Source organism: Rhizobium sp. UFLA01-1127 (genome assembly GCF_059803845.1).
In genome coordinates, this window is sequence record NZ_JAUQTZ010000126.1 from 1 (window position 1) to 17865 (window position 17865).

The window sequence follows — 17865 nt, forward strand, 5'->3', positions numbered from 1 at the left end:
CGTTCATCCTCTGTGTCCTATGCCCGGATGACTGAAATTGCAACGTTGAGAACGGGATAAGACGGTCGCAGCCCGATGTCGTTCCATTACGGATAATAAGCGATGGATGATCCGAAATACGGCGATGGCGCGCTATGGTCTTTGCCAGGGACGACAGGTTGCAAAAAACAAAGGGCGCATCGCACAGGCTTCCGGATTCAACATATCCAGACATTTGAATAGCCCTATGAAAAATCGGTAAAATATACTCGCCGCCTAAGCGAGGTTATGGAGAGAGCGCGATCGCTCCCTCCACATGGATCTCAGGACTTCACGTTTTCCAAAATCGCGTCGCGGATAAGATCGATGACCTCCTGCGAGCGAATGCCGGTACAGACGATCTGGCTCGGCAGATTGTCCCAATCGCCCGGCGGGAAGTGACGGCCATCCGGCCTGACGATCGTCTGGCCATCGGCAATGCCGCCGCAGACGACACGCACGGCACCTTCGATCGTATCGAACAGTTCCGGTGCCACGACATAAGCGCAGGCGCAGCTGTCATGAACCATCATGCCGTCTTCGACGGCGTGCTTGTAGAAATCGATATAGGATTGCGACAAATCCGACAGCAATTGCACCGCAGGTCCGCCGTCCCTCGCCATATCGGCCAGATAGCCGCGGCTCATGGTCGTGACCGATGTCACGTCGAGACCGACCACGACGACTTTCCAGGGTGCGGTCATGACGAAATCGGCGGCTTCCGGATCACCGTGAATATTGGCTTCCGCGACCGGAGAGACATTGCCCGGCACATAGAAATTGCCGCCCATGATGACGACGCTTTTCACGAGCGAGGCAATTTCGGGATCGTGCTTCAGTGCCAGCGCGAGATTGGTCATCCGGCCGACGGCAACAAGGGTTATTTCGTCCGGATTGGCACGGACGGTATCGATGATGAACTGGTGGGCAGGCCGTGGATCGGCCGGGAGGTCGATCGTCTCGGGGACGTCTATGTCGCCGAGGCCATTATGGCCATGAACGATGGTCGGCCAAGGACGTTCCCGCCGCGAGGGATCGAAGGTGACGCCGGCTCCGCGGGCGACCGGGCACGGAATATTCCACTCGCGCTTCAGAAACAGCGCATTGCGGGTCGTCGTATCCACCGAGGCGTTGCCGAAAACCGTCGTTATGCCCAGAAGGTCGATTTTCGGGTGACGATGCAGGAAGAGAAGCGCCATGGCATCATCGACGCCCGGATCCGTATCATAAATGACCTTATGCATGAGTTTTCCTTATCAACTTACTGAATAAGCCTGATCTTCCGGAAATTTCTTCCCGCTGTGGATCATGCTTGAACGATGGGCATACACGAGAACGGCAGACAGCGGAATGCCGCCGCGATGCCGCATCCGTCACCTGCCGGATTTAACCGAACTTCCGCGTTCAAGCGATCCTGGCAATCGCCGCCGTGGCGGAGCTGGACTTGATCTTGGGAAGCACGAGTTCTCCGTCCGCGCCCGCTGCAGCAAGTGCGGCCGCCTCCGCGACGCCATGGCAGCCGACACGGGCGAAAACCAGCTCAGATGGATTCTTGAGGCGAGGCGTCTCCCGCTCCAGCGCAGCGACATTGAAAAAGCGCGCCGGGAGGCGGAAATGCGTGGCGGTTTCCAGAATGGCGGGCTCATCCATGCGGCTTTCGATCGACACGACGACAAGAACCTGATCGCTTCCGATCTCAGCTTCCCGGAAGGCTCTTTCCGCAAGCGTGCGCACATCGTTCCAATCCGTCCCGCGCTCGCAGCCGAGGCCCAGAACATAGCGGCGGGCGGAATTGGCATATGTCGTCATATTCGCTCCCAACAGCATCGACCGATATGTCAGCTGTAGCGGCCACTTTTCGGCACGTCAATTTCGCCTTGTGTGTCCTGATAGCAATTGCGTTGCGGCAGACGAAGTGCCAGAAGACCGCTGATTTCCCGCCTCCGAGTTCCCGCCTTGCCCGAGATTACATTCCAGATCCTGCTTTTGCTCTTCGCCGCAGCGTTCTTTGCCGGTTTCGTTGATTCCATTGCGGGCGGCGGCGGGCTGATCACCGTACCTGCCATGCTGCTATCGGGCATTCCCCCGCTGCAGACCCTCGGCACGAACAAGGTGCAGTCGATCTGCGGCGCGGCCTCCGCAACAATCGCCTACGCCCGGCAGGGGCATGTCGAGCTTCACGAGCAGCTTCCCATGGCGGCGATGGCTGTGATCGGAGGCATTCTCGGTGCGTTGCTGGCGACAATCATGCCGAGCGAGGTTCTGCGTATCATCCTGCCTTTCCTGCTGATCGCAATTGCGCTCTATTTCGCCTTGAAACCCAATCTCGGCGATGTCGAAAAGCATCGGCGCATGAGCGCCGGACTCTTCGGCGTGACGCTCGTGCCGTTGATCGGCTTCTACGACGGCGCATTCGGCCCCGGCACCGGCTCGTTTCTGATGCTCGCCTTCGTGACGCTCGCCGGCTTCGGCCTGCTGAAGGCGACGGCACATACGAAGCTGCTCAATTTCGGATCGAATCTCGGCAGCCTGATCGTCTTCATCTTTTCCGGCGCCATCCTTTGGAAGGTCGGTCTGACAATGGGCGTTGGCCAATTCCTCGGCGCCCAGCTCGGTTCGCGGCTCGCCATGCGCATCGGCGCCAAGCTGATCAAGCCATTGCTGGTCCTCGTGTGCATCGCCTTCGCGATCAAGCTGCTGGCGGACCCCACGCATCCCGTCAGAATCTGGCTCGGTCTCTGAAACAGGCTTTTGATTACCTCCGACGTAATTGATAGTGCTTCGGTACGCGCCGATGATCGCCCTGCCTGAACGGTTCAGGCGATCCAAAGGAGTTGACCGATGACTGACGCGAACACCATTGCAGACCGCTATATCGCCATCTGGAACGAGGCCGATACCGAACGTCGCCGCGCGCTCATTGCCGAGGCGTGGACGGAAAACTGCAACTACATCGACCCGATGATGCGTGCCGACAATCAGGAGCAGATCCACGCACTGGTCACCGCCGCCCACGATCGCTTCCCCGGTTTCCGCTTTACCTTGATCACCGACGGCGATCGGCACGGCGACAATCTCCGTTTCTCCTGGGGATTCGGACCGGCGGATGCCGAACCGCTGATCAAGGGCACGGATTTCGCCATCCTGGAAGGCGACCGGCTGAAGTCCGTTCATGGCTTCATCGACCAGCTGCCGGCTGCCGCATGATAAGCCCTACCCGCTCTCTCGGCGACCATCTGCGCGAATGGCGGCAGCGACGCCGCCTGAGCCAGCTCGAATTCGCCCTTGAAGCCGATATATCGCAGCGGCATCTGAGCTTCATCGAGAGCGGGCGTGCGCTTCCAAGCCGCGACATGCTGATGCATCTCACAGAAAGGCTCGGCGTGCCGCTACGCGAGCGCAACCCGATGCTCCTGGCGGCGGGTTTCGCCCCCGTCTTTCCCGAACGCAAGCTGGACGATCCGGCGCTTGCTCCGGCGCGGCGCGTAGTCGATACGCTCCTGAAGGGGCACGAACCCTTCCCGGCCGTGGCTATCGATCGGCACTGGACGCTGATCGCGGCCAATGCCGCCGTCGCACCTCTTATGGCCGGCGTCGAAGCTTCGCTGACCGAGGGGCCGATCAACGTCCTCAGGCTCAGCCTGCATCCGCACGGTCTCGCACCCCGCATTGCCAATCTCGCGGAATGGCGTGCGCATCTGCTGGAGCGACTGCGCCAGCAGATATCGGCGACCGGCGATCCCATGCTGGAAAAATTGCTGCAGGAACTGTCAGCCTATCCCGCACCACCTGCCCCGAAATCAGCGGCACCGGAGCGGGACTTCGCAGGCATCGCAGTACCGCTCGAGCTTGTCACCGAAGCAGGACAACTTTCTTTGCTCTCGACAACGACCGTCTTCGGAACGCCCGTCGATGTGACCCTATCGGAACTCGCGATCGAATCTTTCTTCCCCGCAAATCCGCAGACGGCGGAAATACTGAGGACAATGCTGCCGGGCAATTGAGAGCCCGGCTGACGATCAGAATTCGACGCCCGGCTGGCCTTTGATGCCCGATCGGAAAGGATGCTTGATCAGTTCCATCTCGGTGACGAGGTCGGCGATCTCGATCAGCTCTTCCTTGGCGTTGCGGCCTGTAAGGACGACATGCGTCATATAAGGCTTCTCGTTCCTAAGGAATTCCAGCACCTCGTTGATATCGATATAGTCGTAACGAAGTGCGATATTGATCTCATCGAGCAGCACCATCGAGTTCCGCTCGTCGCGGATCAGTTCCTTGGCCTTTTCCCAGGCTGCGGATGCCGCCGCAACGTCGCGGGCACGATCCTGCGTTTCCCAGGTGAAGCCTTCGCCCATCGTATGAAACTGGCAAAGATCGGAGAAATGCTTCTCGATCAGGTCGCGCTCGCCGGTCCACATGGCGCCCTTGATGAACTGCACCACGGCGCTGGGCTTCCCATGGGCGATGTGGCGGAAGATCATGCCGAAGGCGGAAGAGGATTTTCCCTTGCCCTTCCCGGTATGAACGATGATCAAGCCTTTCTCGTCGGTCTTGGTCGCCATGATCTTGTCGCGCGCGGCCTTCTTCTTGGCCATCTTGTCGGCGTGGCGGGCATCGTCGTTCTTCGGGGCGCCCGCGCCGGTTTCGGCCAATTCGTCGCTCATTGCATTCTCCCTGATATGATCGATTTCTGTGCCAGCGGACCGCCGCGCCACAGATAAAGCGCGACAAGCGGCTCATCTTCCGTCCGCATGGCATGGCGGATATTCGAAGGGTGGTGGATGATCTCGCCCGACCAGCGCGGCAGGAACGGCTGGGCATCCTTGCTCCACAAGGAACCGTCGGTCTGAGGGATATAGATTTCCTCGGCCGTGTGATGATGGTCAGGATAATGCACTTCGGGGCCGAGCAGCAGAAAACCGCCGGCCATCTCCTCGCTGGCGAAATGCCCGCGTGCGCCGAACAGCTCGACCCAGCCATATCGCTGCAGGAAATCGCTGCCGAAGTCGGTGATGCTGTAGGTCTGCGCCCAATGCAGCATATCCGCGGCATCGGCGAGTTTGTCGAACAGAACCCGTTCGGCTCCCTCGCCCGATCGACGGGGTTTTCGAAGGTAGGCAGCGACCGGCAGATCATGCGGCGCCAGCGATCGCTCTGCCATCGACCAGGCAAAGCCCTGAATGAAACGTTGCAGCGTCGGATCGCTGCGCGATAGGAGATAGTCTCGAAAGGCTACCAGAAGCTCGTCGACCGCGTTCATGCCGCCGCCTCCTTGCCCTTATCCAGGTTTTCCAGATCGAATCTGGCCGAATTGCTTCTCGGCGTCCAGAGTCTGCGATCGATCGCCTCCAGCAGACGCTCCCGCATGTCCCGCAGCGCGGCCGGATTCTTCTCCGCCATGAAATCCCGCACGCTCTGATCGACCACGAAGGCTTGGTAGACCGCCTCGAAATGATGATTGCGTACCGCACCCGTTGTCGCGGCAAAGGCAAAGAGATAATCAACCGTTGCCGCGATCTCGAAGGCGCCCTTGTAACCATGGCGCATGACGCCCTCGATCCACTTGGGATTGACGACACGCCCGCGCACCACCCGGCCGATCTCTTCCTCAAGCGATCGGATCACAGGCTTTTCCGGCTTCGAATGATCGTTGTGATAGATCGAGGGCCGCGCACCGCCAAGCTGCTCGGCTGCCGCCGCCATGCCGCCTTCGAATTGATAATAATCATCGCTGTCGAGCAAATCGTGCTCGCGATTGTCCTGATTCTGCACGACCGCCTGGATGGAACGCAACCGTTCCTCGAAAACGCCGCGCTCGGCTCTGCCTTCCTCGCCGGCGCCATAGGCATAGCTGCCCCAGACGAGATAGGCTTCTGCCAAATCCGCACGCCGCTCCCAGCCCTTTTCATCTATGAGCGCCTGCAGACCGGCGCCATAGGCTCCAGGCTTGGAGCCGAAGATGCGATAGCCGGCCCGGCGGCTGGCCGAGCTTGTATCGAGGCCGGCGGCTTCCAGCCGAGCGATCTCGCCGCGCATGCGCGCCGCGATCGGATTGTCGGCCATATCTTCATCGAGCATGCCGACCGCGCGGATCGCCCTGTCGAACAAGGCGATCTGCTCCGGAAAGGCATCACGGAAGAAGCCCGAGATACGCAGCGTGACATCGACGCGCGGCCGCCCAAGCATGGCTGGCGGAATAATCTCGTAGCCGGTAACGCGGCGGGACGTCATGTCCCATACCGGTTTGACGCCGATCAGCGCCAGCGCCTGCGCGACATCGTCGCCACCCGTGCGCATGTTCGACGTGCCCCAGGCCGTCAGGCCGAAGGAAACGGGCCATTCACCATGATCCTGCACGTAACGGCGGATCAGCAGTTCGGCCGATTTCCTGCCGAGTTCGTAAGCCGCCGGGGTCGGCACAGCACGGCTGTCGACCGAATAGAAATTCCGTCCCGTCGGCAGAACATCAGGTCGCCCACGCGTCGGCGCGCCAGAGGGGCCGGGCGGAACGAAACGGCCGTCGAGGCCCTTGAGCAAAGCCGAGATTTCCGCATCGCCGCAAGCGAGGATGGAGGGCTGGAGCTTTGCGGCGATCTCACCGAGGACCATGCGTGTGTTGGGCCAATTCTCGGGGCAGGCTATGTCACCATCCACGAGCTTCGCGGCCAAAAGTTCGATACGTTCGACGGCATCGCCCTGAGTGCGCCAGGTGGCGTCGGAGACATCCTGGAGGATTGAGGGGCACGGGCCGGTCCATTCGGCGGCCATGTCGCAGTCTAAAGGATCGAATCTCCCCCCTTGTGGGGGAGATGTCGCGAGAGCGACAGAGGGGGGTATAGCACTCTCCCCACGCTCCGCACTCTCCAAAGCATCCCGAGCAATCGCCCGCTGCAGGCTCTGGTCGCCACCTTCGCCCAGCCCGCGCGGCACCCGTGCCAGCGCCACCGTCAGGTCCGTCAGCAGCCGTCCCGAAGGCGAAACGCCGAAAATGTGCAGGCCGTCCCGGATCTGCATTTCCTTGAGATCGCAGAGATAGGCGTCGAGCTTGCGCAATGCCTCGTCTTCGCCCTCGCCCTTGGCAATGCCAGCATCCTGATCGAGCCCGATATCGGCGACGAGATCGAGGATCTGCTTGCGTAGGAGACGGATGCGGCGAGGGTCGCCGCCCGAGGCCTCGTAATATTCGTCGACCAGTGCCTCCAGATCCTTCAATGGACCATAGCTTTCGGCGCGCGTCAGCGGCGGCGTCAGGTGATCGATGATGACGGCGCTCGTGCGGCGCTTGGCCTGCGTGCCCTCGCCGGGATCGTTGACGATGAAGGGATAGAGGTTCGGCAGCGGCCCAAGGATCGCTTCCGGATAGCAGTTTTCCGAAAGGGCCAGCGCCTTGCCCGGCAGCCATTCGAGATTGCCATGCTTGCCCATGTGGATGACTGCATGCGCATCGAAGGAGCGGCGCAGAAACGCATAGAAGGCGAGATAGCCGTGCGGCGGAACGAGATCGGGAGAATGATAGCTCTCCTTCGGATCGATGTTGTAGCCGCGCGCCGGCTGAATGCCGACAAGCACATCGCCGAAACGGGAAAACGGTAAGGCGAAGCCGGTATCGAGCGCGTAGGGATCCGCCTCTGGCTTACCCCAGCGGCCCGTAATGTCATCCTGAATCTGTTTGGGAAGTGACGAAAAGAAATCCTCGTAGTCGCTGAAGGAAAGCGTCTCGCGGACCACACGGCCGTCATGCCCCGAATTCGTGGGACCTTCCGCCAGATGCCGCATCAGCGCATCGCCATCGCCAGGCAGATCGGCAACACCATAGCCCGCCATCCGCATCGCCTTCAGCACCTCGATCGTGCCGGCGGGGGTATCGAGCCCGACGCCGTTGCCCAGGCGTCCATCGCGATTGGGATAATTCGCCATAACCAGCGCGACGCGGCGATCTCTGGGCGCCGTATTGCGCAGTCGTGCCCAATTGGCAGCCAGCCGCGCCGTATAGCGCATGCGATCCTCAAGCGGTTCGCTGGCCACGATATTGGCCTCGACCCGCTCGTCATAGCGGGCCGCAGCCTTGAAGGATACGGCGCGCGCGAGAACTCTGCCGTCTACCTCGGGCAAAGCCACGTTCATGCCGAGATCCCGTGCCGAAAGCCCCTGAGAGGACGCCTCCCAGGCTTGCCTGGAGGAAGCCGAGAAGATGGCCTGAAGGACGATAGCCTCACCCGTTTCCAGCACCGTCGGCTGGCGATCCGCACCCGGGGCTGACACGGCAAAGCCCGTGGCATTGACGACGACACCCGGCTTCAGCTCAGCAAAGATGCTTTCGAGTACGCCGACGGACACGGCATCCTTGAGGCTATAGGCAAAGACCGGCAACGGCCGCATGCCCTCGGCGATGAGCGCCTGCATCATGGCTTCGACAGGCTTGGTTTCGCCACTCTGGACGAGAGCGCGGTAGAAGGAAATCGCGATCGTCGGAGGTTCGAATCCTGCAGGGATTGCCATCCAAGAATTGGAAACTGTCCGCCACTCCTCGACGCCGATCATACCCCGGCCCGGCCACCAGATACCAGCCTTCATCAAGGGCACGGCGGGCATGGGCTTCTCGGCGCCCGAGAGCATCGCCTCGGCATACGCGAGAAACGCCCGCGAATTCGCCTGGCCGCCCTCTATCAGATAGGACCAGAGCGCATTGAGATCATCGAGCGCCACGTTGGAAAAAGGCGTCAGCCCGGGATCGGCTTTCGAATCGCCCGGCAGCACAGCAATCAGCGCACCTTGACGCGCCGCGCAGGCATGCAGCGCCTCCAGCGCATAGTGGAAATAGCTTGCGCCTCCCAGCGCCCGCACGATGATGAGCTTCGCGTGCCGGGCTGTCCTGTCGATATAGGTATCGACGGACATCGGATGCTTGAGGCTCATCAGGCTTGCAAGCCGAAGGGAACGGCCACCCTCGCCGTGCGCTGTGGCAATCGCCGCAAGCTCGGTATCGGCAGCCGACAGAAAGAGAATATCGCCGGGCGACTGACCGAGGTCGATCGCCTCTTCACCGTCGCTGATCGTTCCCTTTTGAGCTAGAAGGAGGTGCATTAGACCGCAGAGTATGCGGCGGCATACCCCCCTCTGTCACGTTGTGGCATCTCCCCCACAAGGGGGGAGATCATCCGGTGCCATGCTTCTCTGGACTTGCCTCCCAAAGCCCTAGCAGCTTCCAACACCGGTTGTTTTACGATGTGGCAGCCACGAGCTTCCAATCTCCCCCCTTGTGGGGGAGATGTCGCGAGAGCGACAGAGGGGGGTATCACACGCCAAAGACTCGACATAGATCAAACCAACGCTTCAATCGCCTTGCGAACGATCGTCTCGTCCATCTCATGCAGGCCGATAACGACAAGCCGGGTCGCGCGTGCTTCGCCCGGCGCCCAGGCGCGATCGAAATAGGTGTCGATGCGACTACCGACGGCTTGGATCTGCAGGCGCATTGGCTTGCCGGGCACATCGACGAAGCCCTTGAGGCGCAGCACGTCATGCTCTGCAATCACGCCTTTCAGCGCATCGACAAAGGCAACCGGATCGGCAATCGGGCCGAGCTCGATCACGAAGCTGTCGAACTCGTCGTGATCGTGCGGCGTGCCGTCCTCATGCTCCAGCTCGTGATGCGATTTGCGGTTGACGATATCGTCTTCCGTGCCGATGCCGAGGCCAAGCAGGATGGCGGCCGGCACGTCGCCGTTCTTCGCTTCGATGATCGTCGGCTTGCGGGCAGTGCGGGAGGCAACCTCGGCGCGGACGCGGCCGAGACCGTCGCCATCGATCAAATCGGTCTTGTTGAGCACGATCAGATCGGCACAAGTCAGCTGATCCTCGAACAGTTCTTCGATCGGGCTTTCATGATCGAGCGAGTCGTCCTCGATGCGGCGGGCCTCGACGGCGTCGTGATCGTCGGCGAACCGCCCGGCAGCGACGGCAGCGCTGTCGACGACGGTAATGACGCCATCGACCGTGACATGGGTGCGGATGTCAGGCCAGTTGAAAGCTGCGACCAGCGGCTGCGGCAGCGCAAGGCCCGAGGTCTCGATGACGATGTGATCCGGGCGCGCATCGCGCTCCAGAAGCCTCGTCATCGTCGGGATGAAATCGTCGGCGACGGTGCAGCAGATGCAGCCATTGGTCAGCTCGATGATATCGTCTTCGGTGCAGTTCTCCGCGCCGCAGCCCTTGAGCACGTCGCCGTCGACGCCGAGATCGCCGAATTCATTGATGATCAGCGCGATCTTCTTGCCACCGGCGTTCTGCAGGAGGTTGCGGATCATCGTCGTCTTGCCGGCTCCCAGGAATCCGGTGATGACGGTGGCGGGAATCTTTTCCTGGTTCATATGCATCAGCCCTTCATTTTCAGCGGCAAGCCCGCTGCGATAAAATAAACTTCGGCACTCGCCGCCGCGACCATCTGGTGCAGGCGGCCGGCATGATCGCGAAACTCGCGCGCCATGCGATTTTCCGGAACGATTCCGAAACCCACCTCGTTGGAGACGAGAACGAGCCGCGACCGCGCCTTCGGCAGGAATTCCGCGAGGGCGGCGAACTCCGCCGCCATATCACGCTCGGCCATCATCAGATTGGTGACCCAAAGGGTCAGGCAGTCGACGAGCACAGCACGACCCTGGGCGTCGATCGCGGCGAGCCGCGCCACAAGATCGATCGGATCCTCATGCGTCTGCCAAAGGTCACCACGGTCGGCACGATGCTGCGCGATGCGCTCACGCATCTCGTCGTCCCACGCCCGTCCTGTCGCCACATAGTGACGTTCGAGACCCATGTCGGAAATCCGAAGTTCGGCAAATCTGGATTTGCCGGAGCGCGCCCCACCGAGGACGAAAATGGCTTGAGAAGTCGAAGAGGACATGCGCTATGCCCGCTCCCACGCAATGGCGAGGATCGGCAGCATGTCGCTGAAACCGGAAACAGGGCGTCTACACGCCGAAAACTCGTCTTGCGCCATGACAACCTCCGTGCTGGCAGCGGAACCGATGTCCCAGAACAGGCTTGCGCCCGGCACGCATGGCAGGTCTCCTGGCTCGCGGATAAGGCGCCGCGATGGGGGCGGACCGAGACCGGTCGCCCCGATCGTGTGCCAGCGGGTCTTCTCGCCTTCCCGGCAATCCATCATGAAAAGGCGGACGATTCGTAGAATAAGAGGCGTCCAGCCCCGGTTGATCATGATGCCACGCCAGTGGCTTTTTCGATTCGTGCCTGCCCCCGCCCCGTTCGCCCCATGCGAACCATCGACGGAATGGCCTCAAACCGAACGAAAGACCCTGACCGCTCTACAGTCGCGGGGTCGGCTGTGATGAGAACGCCCGAATTGGGTCCGTCCCTTCACATTCCCTTTTCATCCCATGCGGCAGATCGCCGCCCGGGAACCATTCGTTATGTTCGCAATGATTAGGCTTTCACTTAGTTCAAGTCAATCAAGGGCATGGATGCGACCTGCGCCGTCCTGATTGCGAAATCGGCTGAAAATTCGCGTAAAACCAGCGGTTTTTTTGCCGTATTTCTTTGATGTTAGGAGTTTATAGAGAGTAAGACCTCACATTCGAATAAAACGTATCGTCCGCTCCCCATGCTGCAGAAATTCCAACCGCGCCGTCTCGGCGTCCTCTCGGCTCTATTCGATCTCGGTCGGTTCAGGGCATTGCTGCGCCGTGGCGAACTGGGACTGGTTTTCGCCGGCGCGCTGGCGGGAATAGCCTCCGGTTGCGCCGTGACGGCGATGAGCTATGTCTCGCGCAAGCTCCACAGCCTTATATACGGCATAACCGACTACGAACGCCTCAGTTCGGCGGCGATGGCGATTCCTGAAAAATCCGTCCTGTTCGTTGCCCCCATTGCGGGCGGCATCATCCTCGGCATCCTGCTCTATATATTGTCGCGTACGCGCAAGAAGCCGATGGTCGATCCGATCGAGGCTAACGCGCTGCACGGCGGCCGCATGTCGCTTACCGACAGTATCATCGTTGCGGTGCAGAACCTGATTTCGAACGGATTCGGCGCCTCCGTCGGGCTTGAAGCAGGTTACACGCAGCTCGCTGCCGGCATTGCCTCCAAATTCGGCTACAAGATGCAGATGCGTCGCGCGGACCTGCGCATGCTCGTCGGCTGCGGAGCGGCCGGCGCCATCGCCGCCGCCTTCAATGCGCCGCTCACCGGCGCCTTCTACGCCTTCGAGCTGATCATCGGCAGTTATTCGATCCTGACCTTGACGCCCGTCGTCGTATCGGCCCTGATATCGACAGTCATCGCAAGGCTGCTTGCCGGCGATGACTTCGCCATCGATATCGACCATTTCGGCGCGATCGTCCCAGCGGATTATCTTCCGTCCATCCTGCTCGGCGCCTTCTGCGCCGGCATCGGTATCCTGATCATGCAGGGCGTCGCCTGGGTAGAGGAACTGGCGCGCAAGAGTTCCATCGCGACACCTTTCCGCCCTGCGCTCGGCGGTTTGGTCGTTGGCCTGCTCGCCCTCATCTCGCCCCAGGTTCTGTCCGCCGGTCACGGAGCCCTGCATCTCAATCTATCAACGAATGTGACTCTTGGCGCGCTCGTCGGCCTGTTCATCCTGAAATCCCTGGCCTCGGCGGTTTCGATCGGCTCCGGCTTCAGAGGCGGCCTGTTCTTCGCGTCGCTGTTCATGGGCGCGCTGCTCGGCAAGATCTTCGCCTACTGCGCTCCCTATTTCGATCACGCCACTCTGACGCCGGTCGTTTACGCCGTGGTCGGCATGAGTTCGCTTGCCGTCGCAATCATCGGCGGCCCGCTGACCATGACCTTCCTGGCGCTGGAAATTACCGGCGATTTCCCGATCACCGCACTGGTGCTGGCTGCCGTCATCACCTCTTCGCTCGTCGTGCGCACGACCTTCGGCTACTCGTTCGCCACATGGCGCTTCCATCTGCGCGGCGAAAGCATCCGCAGCGCCCACGATGTCGGCTGGATCCGCAATCTTACTGTCGCGCGCATGATGCGCCCCGACGTGCATACGGGCAGCATCGACATGAGCATCGAGGAATTCCGCAAGAATTTTCCGATCGGCTCGGCCCAGCGCGTCATCCTGGTCGACAAGCACGGGAAATACTCTGGAATGGTCCTAGTGCCCGACGTTTATGCAAGCCCCATCGAGAAGGATGACGAGGAACACGGGCTTTCCGATTTCATCCAGCTTCGCAACGAGTTCCTGCAGCCGCAAATGAATGCCAAGCAGGCCGCCGCCATGTTCGACCAGACGAAGGCCGAAGCGCTTGTCGTGATCAACGACCTGATCGAGCGCAAGGTGATCGGCCTCCTGACAGAGAGCTATACGCTGCGTCGCTACAGCGAAGAACTCGACCGCCGCCGCCGGGAAGTGTCGGGCGAACTTTAGCTGATCAGGCTATCAAGCCAGGCGGGATCCAGTACGCTTTCCAGCTCCGCAGCAACTTCGTCCAGTGCTGCATCGACGCTGGCGCGATAGTTCATGCGCTCGCCGGAAAGGCCGAAGCTTGCGAGCAGCTTTGCCCGATAGGCGTCGCTGCTGAAAAGGCCATGCAAGTATGTGCCCATGACACGGCCGTCTGGCGATATCGCTCCGTCGGGCCGGCCATCGATCATCGCCGAGGGCCGATCGCAGTCGGCGCCGCGCGTCGTACCGAGATGGATCTCATAGCCAGATAGCGGCACGTCAAATTCCTTCGAGATGGCAGTGCTGTTGCGCACGGTCTTTTCCGGCGCCATTTCCGTCTCGATATCCAGCAGGCCCAACCCGGGTGTCTCCGTCACCGATCCTTCGATGCCGAGTGGATCGTGGACCGCGTGACCAAGCATCTGATAGCCGCCGCAAATGCCGATGACGCGGCCACCGCGGCGCACATGCGCGGCAATATCGCGATCCCATCCCTGCTCGCGCAGGTCAAGGAGGTCACCGATCGTGGACTTCGAGCCGGGCAGTACGACAAGTCCCGCATCGGTAGGCAAACGCTCGCCGGGTTTCACAAAGACGAGACCGACATCGGACTCTGCCCGCAACGGGTCGAGATCGTCGAAATTGGCGATGCGCGACAGCACCGGCACGGCAACCTTCAGCGCGCCGGAGGAGCCGCGGGCAAGCCGCTCCAATACGACGGAATCTTCCGCCGGCAGGCGCGCCGCCGCCTTGAGCCATGGTACGACACCGTGACATTGCCAGCCCGTAAAGCCGTTGATCGCCTCTATGCCTTCCCCGAACAGCGAGACATCGCCGCGAAACTTGTTGATCAGATAGCCGCGGATCATCTGCCGGTCTTCTTCCGGCAGGATATGGTATGTGCCGACAAGCGACGCGATCACACCGCCGCGATCTATGTCTCCGACTAGGACCACGGGAACATTGGCGCGTGTGGCAAAACCCATATTGGCGATGTCGCCCCGTCGAAGATTGATCTCGGCGGGCGAACCCGCGCCTTCGACGATGACGAGGTCGATTCCTGCGCGCATCGCGGCGAAGCTTTCAAGCACCGCGCCGAGCAATTGCGGCTTCAGCGCCTGATAGTCCCTGCCCTTGGCTTGGCCCCAGACCTTGCCCTGAACGATGATCTGGCTGCCCGTTTCCGATTGCGGCTTCAACAGCACCGGATTCATGTGCACGGATGACGGCACGCGCGCCGCCAGCGACTGCAGCCATTGGGCACGACCGATCTCGCCGCCGTCCTCGGCAACGGCCGCGTTGTTGGACATGTTCTGCGGCTTGAAGGGACGCACCCTCACGCCCCTGTTGGCAAACAGCCGGCATAGCCCCGCGACCAATACCGTTTTTCCGACATCGGAGCCGGTTCCCTGCAGCATGATCGCCTTTGTCATTCCCCACCACCTCGATATGCCACAGCCACTGAAAACACTAGGTTTCGCCTCGATTTTGCCGCGATCGCCAACCGCTGAAAAATGCGATCACGATACAAAAATGCCTCACGCTCGAACATACTCTGTTTGCGACACGGGATGACGATTTCATCCGTTGTTAGTTACGCCGAAGAGGATTATCTCCATCGCGAAAACACATAACGAACACCAGCCGATCCGGCTCGGAGGACACCCTAAATGCTCTTCATCTTCAACAGACAGAATTCCATCCAGATCGCCTGGAACGGCAAGCTTCCGGCCCATCGCCCCGAGAACCGCCTGCAGCAGCTCGACACGCGCTTCGGCACCATCGGCTTCATCCGCACCTATAATGCCGGCTGATACCCGTCAAGCCGCCTGCCCGACAGAAGAGAAGCCGCCATGTGACAGCATCGGCGGCTTTATCTTTGCCCGACGGCAGTGGTGAAAAAAGAATGCCCGTTGAGACGCCTCAAACCGTCTCGAACCGGTATCGTGAAATGCGAAAACCGCGCGATCCGGGATCAGCGCGGTTTGCCAAAAACGCCGGCTCCCCTGCACAAACGCCGCAAGGTTCGCTTTCCCCGGTACGCAAAACCTGATCCAGGGAAGCGGCGGTATGTCCCCCGCCACGCATCGATTGATAAGCTGACATCGTTACCGGAGGGTTATTAAGTGCTTAAATTGGAGTAAATTCGAAATTTTTTTGAAAATTTTCCTCTTTACATTGAGAAATCACAAACGACGCAAATGAAACATAAAACGTCTTTCGGGGACGCGATATTTAGCTGCTCTTAATTTCATCCCGGCTGCAAACCCCTGCAAAAGCCCCACAATGCCCGTTTTGCAGCCAAGAATAGCAGAAAACAGGCTAATTCAGTCGCTTATATAAGCTTCTCCAAGAGGCACGATAACTTCATTTGGCCGGCGGGCTGTTGATTTCTCCACTCAAATCCTTAGGCTGCGCCGTGTCGATGTAAAAAGCACACGACCGCGACAGGGTTCCGCGGTCGCAAAAAGACCAGATGCACGACAGCAGCAAAGGGGACCGTACGGGCGTCGTCAGCGGCGTTGGAGCGGTTGTGGTTGAACCACGCTGACAGGGGATCGACGGACATCGCACGCGTTGGAGTCGATTTTCGCAACGTAACGAAAAATTGGGAGACAATGTAAAATGAAGAAGCTTCTTGCTTCCGCTATCTTCGCATTCGGCGCCTATGCTTTGGCTGGCTCGGCGCAAGCCGCAGATTGCGGCACCGTATCCATCGCTGAAATGAACTGGGCATCTGCCGGCGTTGCCGCTCAGGTCGACAAGATCATCCTGCAAAATGGTTACGGCTGTAACGTTACCCTGGTGACCGGCGACACGCAGCCGACCTTCACCTCCATGAACGAAAAGGGCCAACCTGACGTCGCGCCCGAGCTTTGGGTCAATGCCGTGCGCACCGCGCTCGACAAGGCCGTATCCGAAGGCCGTTTGATCGAGGCGGCACCGCTCTTGAGCGATGGCGGCGTGGAAGGCTGGTGGATTCCGAAGTTCCTCGCCGACGCCCATCCGGACATCAAGACCGTTCAGGACGCGCTGAAGCATCCGGAACTCTTCCCTGCTCCGGAAGATTCTTCCAAGGGCGCAGTATATAACTGCCCGGCCGGCTGGAACTGCCAAATCTCGACCGCCAATCTCTACAAGGCCCTCGGCGCCGACAAGCTCGGCTTCACGCTGGTCGACACCGGTTCGGCAGCAGGCCTCGACGGCTCGATCGCCAACGCTTTCGAGAAGAAGACCGGCTGGCTCGGCTACTACTGGGCGCCAACCGCAATCCTCGGCAAGTATGACATGGTTCGCCTGAGCTTCAACGCGCCACACGACAAGAAGGAATGGGACGCCTGCACGTCGCAGCAGGATTGCGCCAATCCGAAGGTGAACTCCTATCCAGTCTCGGATGTCTATACCGTCGTGACCAAGGACTTTGCGGCAAAGGCCGGCATTGCGATGGACTATATGAAGACCCGCAAATGGGATAACGCCACCGTCGGCAAGGTTCTCGCCTGGATGACCGACAATCAGGGTACGAACGAGGACGGCGCCAAGTATTTCCTCAAGACCTACCCCGACATGTGGACTAAGTGGGTTAAGCCTGACGTCGCCGCCAAGGTCAAGGCTTCGCTCTGATCCGTTCTGCATAATCGGCGGCAGGCCTGCGTCTGCCGCCCATTTCATATTCGCACGCAGCTACTGGAATGACGCTCCTGCTGACGGAGCGACACGGAGCGAAGTCGCAATGAGCGCAGATCGGCGACGGCGAATGCTGTAAGAATTCAAAAGCAGGCTGAAGAACCGGTCGCAGCGCTGCATGACCATCCATGCATGAAGGCCACATGCGCGGACGAGGACAGAACCGGACTAAGAAGGGGAAATACATGGCTATTCAGTGTACGATCCTGCCGAATGTGCTCTGCAACTTTCCGGCAATAGACGAGTCCATCATACGCCTTGCACGCAAGAACATCGATGACGGCTTCAGGGCATCCGTCCGTGCCTACGGGACTCTCATCGACGCCGTCGTGCAGCCGCTGCAGTGGTTTTTGAACTATCTTGAATGGGCTTTCACCAATACGCCCTGGTTCATCGTGCTCATCGTCATGATGCTCGTCGTCTATGCCGCAAGCCGCAACTTCAAAATTGTCGCCGGCACCGCGATCTCCATGATCCTCATCGGTGTCTTCGGCCTTTGGACCGACACGATGGTCACGCTCGCCATGGTAACGGTCTGTACGCTGATCGCCATCGTCATCGGCCTGCCCATCGGCATATTGATGGCGCGCTCCGACCGGCTGCAGTCGATCGTCAATCCGATCCTCGATGTAATGCAGACCATGCCGAGCTTCGTCTACCTCATTCCGGTCGTCGTCATCTTCGGCATCGGCAAGGTGCCGGGCCTCATCGCCGTCGTCATCTATGCC

The 17865-nt window shown here is 60.2% G+C and carries 16 protein-coding genes and 1 riboswitch; of the genes, 7 read left to right on the forward strand and 9 right to left on the reverse strand.

All coding sequences use genetic code 11. From position 1 onward, the window contains the following. Positions 1-302: 302 nt before the first annotated feature. On the reverse strand, positions 303-1262 hold the full coding sequence (locus Q4Q11_RS24705) for a nucleoside hydrolase (protein ID WP_498571136.1): 960 nt from the start codon (positions 1260-1262) through the stop codon (positions 303-305). Positions 1263-1422: 160 nt separating this feature from the next. Then, a complete protein-coding gene (locus tag Q4Q11_RS24710) occupies positions 1423-1827 on the reverse strand; it encodes a cobalamin biosynthesis protein (protein ID WP_112510351.1) in 405 nt (134 codons plus the stop codon). 147 nt (positions 1828-1974) lie between these two features. Between Q4Q11_RS24710 and Q4Q11_RS24715 the strand changes: the two genes are divergently transcribed. The 3 genes from Q4Q11_RS24715 (at position 1975) to Q4Q11_RS24725 (ending at position 4022) form a co-directional block, all read left to right on the forward strand. Continuing rightward, on the forward strand, positions 1975-2760 hold the full coding sequence (locus tag Q4Q11_RS24715) for a TSUP family transporter (RefSeq protein ID WP_112509985.1): 786 nt from the start codon (positions 1975-1977) through the stop codon (positions 2758-2760). 99 nt (positions 2761-2859) lie between these two features. Beyond that, entirely contained in the window at positions 2860-3225 is a 366-nt protein-coding gene (locus tag Q4Q11_RS24720; protein ID WP_498571137.1) for a nuclear transport factor 2 family protein, read from the forward strand. After that, complete coding sequence (locus Q4Q11_RS24725; RefSeq protein WP_498571142.1) at positions 3225-4022, forward strand: helix-turn-helix domain-containing protein; 798 nt, start codon at positions 3225-3227, stop codon at positions 4020-4022. Before Q4Q11_RS24720 ends, Q4Q11_RS24725 begins: the two co-directional genes overlap by 1 nt. Before the next feature lie 15 nt (positions 4023-4037). Here the strand turns inward: Q4Q11_RS24725 and cobO are convergent, their stop codons facing one another. The 6 genes from cobO to Q4Q11_RS24755 all read right to left on the reverse strand — a co-directional run bounded on the left by cobO (position 4038) and on the right by Q4Q11_RS24755 (position 11071). Further along, the gene (gene cobO / locus Q4Q11_RS24730; RefSeq protein ID WP_112509991.1) at positions 4038-4682 is read right to left on the reverse strand and encodes a cob(I)yrinic acid a,c-diamide adenosyltransferase; all 645 of its coding nucleotides are present in this window, start codon (positions 4680-4682) and stop codon (positions 4038-4040) included. Next, the gene (locus Q4Q11_RS24735; protein WP_498571138.1) at positions 4679-5278 is read right to left on the reverse strand and encodes a dimethylsulfonioproprionate lyase family protein; all 600 of its coding nucleotides are present in this window, start codon (positions 5276-5278) and stop codon (positions 4679-4681) included. Before Q4Q11_RS24735 ends, cobO begins: the two co-directional genes overlap by 4 nt. Further along, on the reverse strand, positions 5275-9102 hold the full coding sequence (gene cobN / locus Q4Q11_RS24740) for a cobaltochelatase subunit CobN (protein WP_498571139.1): 3828 nt from the start codon (positions 9100-9102) through the stop codon (positions 5275-5277). The genes Q4Q11_RS24735 and cobN overlap by 4 nt, the downstream gene beginning before the upstream one ends. A gap of 236 nt (positions 9103-9338) precedes the next feature. Further along, positions 9339-10388, reverse strand: a complete 1050-nt coding sequence (gene cobW / locus Q4Q11_RS24745) for a cobalamin biosynthesis protein CobW (RefSeq protein ID WP_112510353.1) — start codon at positions 10386-10388, stop codon at positions 9339-9341. Positions 10389-10393: 5 nt separating this feature from the next. After that, positions 10394-10918 carry a bifunctional adenosylcobinamide kinase/adenosylcobinamide-phosphate guanylyltransferase gene (gene cobU / locus Q4Q11_RS24750; protein ID WP_112509997.1) on the reverse strand — a complete coding sequence of 175 codons (525 nt, stop codon included), beginning with the start codon at positions 10916-10918 and terminating at the stop codon, positions 10394-10396. 3 nt (positions 10919-10921) lie between these two features. Continuing rightward, on the reverse strand, positions 10922-11071 hold the full coding sequence (locus tag Q4Q11_RS24755) for a hypothetical protein (protein ID WP_162736027.1): 150 nt from the start codon (positions 11069-11071) through the stop codon (positions 10922-10924). Beyond that, positions 11059-11455: riboswitch (cobalamin riboswitch) on the reverse strand. (Overlaps the previous gene by 13 nt.) A gap of 180 nt (positions 11456-11635) precedes the next feature. Between Q4Q11_RS24755 and Q4Q11_RS24760 the strand changes: the two genes are divergently transcribed. Continuing rightward, the gene (locus tag Q4Q11_RS24760; RefSeq protein ID WP_112509999.1) at positions 11636-13432 is read left to right on the forward strand and encodes a chloride channel protein; all 1797 of its coding nucleotides are present in this window, start codon (positions 11636-11638) and stop codon (positions 13430-13432) included. Here the strand turns inward: Q4Q11_RS24760 and Q4Q11_RS24765 are convergent. After that, a complete protein-coding gene (locus Q4Q11_RS24765; protein WP_113337208.1) occupies positions 13429-14883 on the reverse strand; it encodes a cobyric acid synthase in 1455 nt (484 codons plus the stop codon). The two genes, Q4Q11_RS24760 and Q4Q11_RS24765, sit on opposite strands and share 4 nt — an antisense overlap. Before the next feature lie 237 nt (positions 14884-15120). Between Q4Q11_RS24765 and Q4Q11_RS24770 the strand changes: the two genes are divergently transcribed. The 3 genes from Q4Q11_RS24770 to Q4Q11_RS24780 form a co-directional block, all read left to right on the forward strand. Then, positions 15121-15264, forward strand: a complete 144-nt coding sequence (locus Q4Q11_RS24770) for a hypothetical protein (RefSeq protein ID WP_498571140.1) — start codon at positions 15121-15123, stop codon at positions 15262-15264. A gap of 811 nt (positions 15265-16075) precedes the next feature. Then, complete coding sequence (locus Q4Q11_RS24775) at positions 16076-17074, forward strand: ABC transporter substrate-binding protein (protein ID WP_112510003.1); 999 nt, start codon at positions 16076-16078, stop codon at positions 17072-17074. A gap of 248 nt (positions 17075-17322) precedes the next feature. Then, positions 17323-17865, forward strand: a 543-nt coding sequence (locus Q4Q11_RS24780; RefSeq protein ID WP_498571141.1) for an ABC transporter permease subunit, incomplete at its 3' end; no start/stop codon positions are given.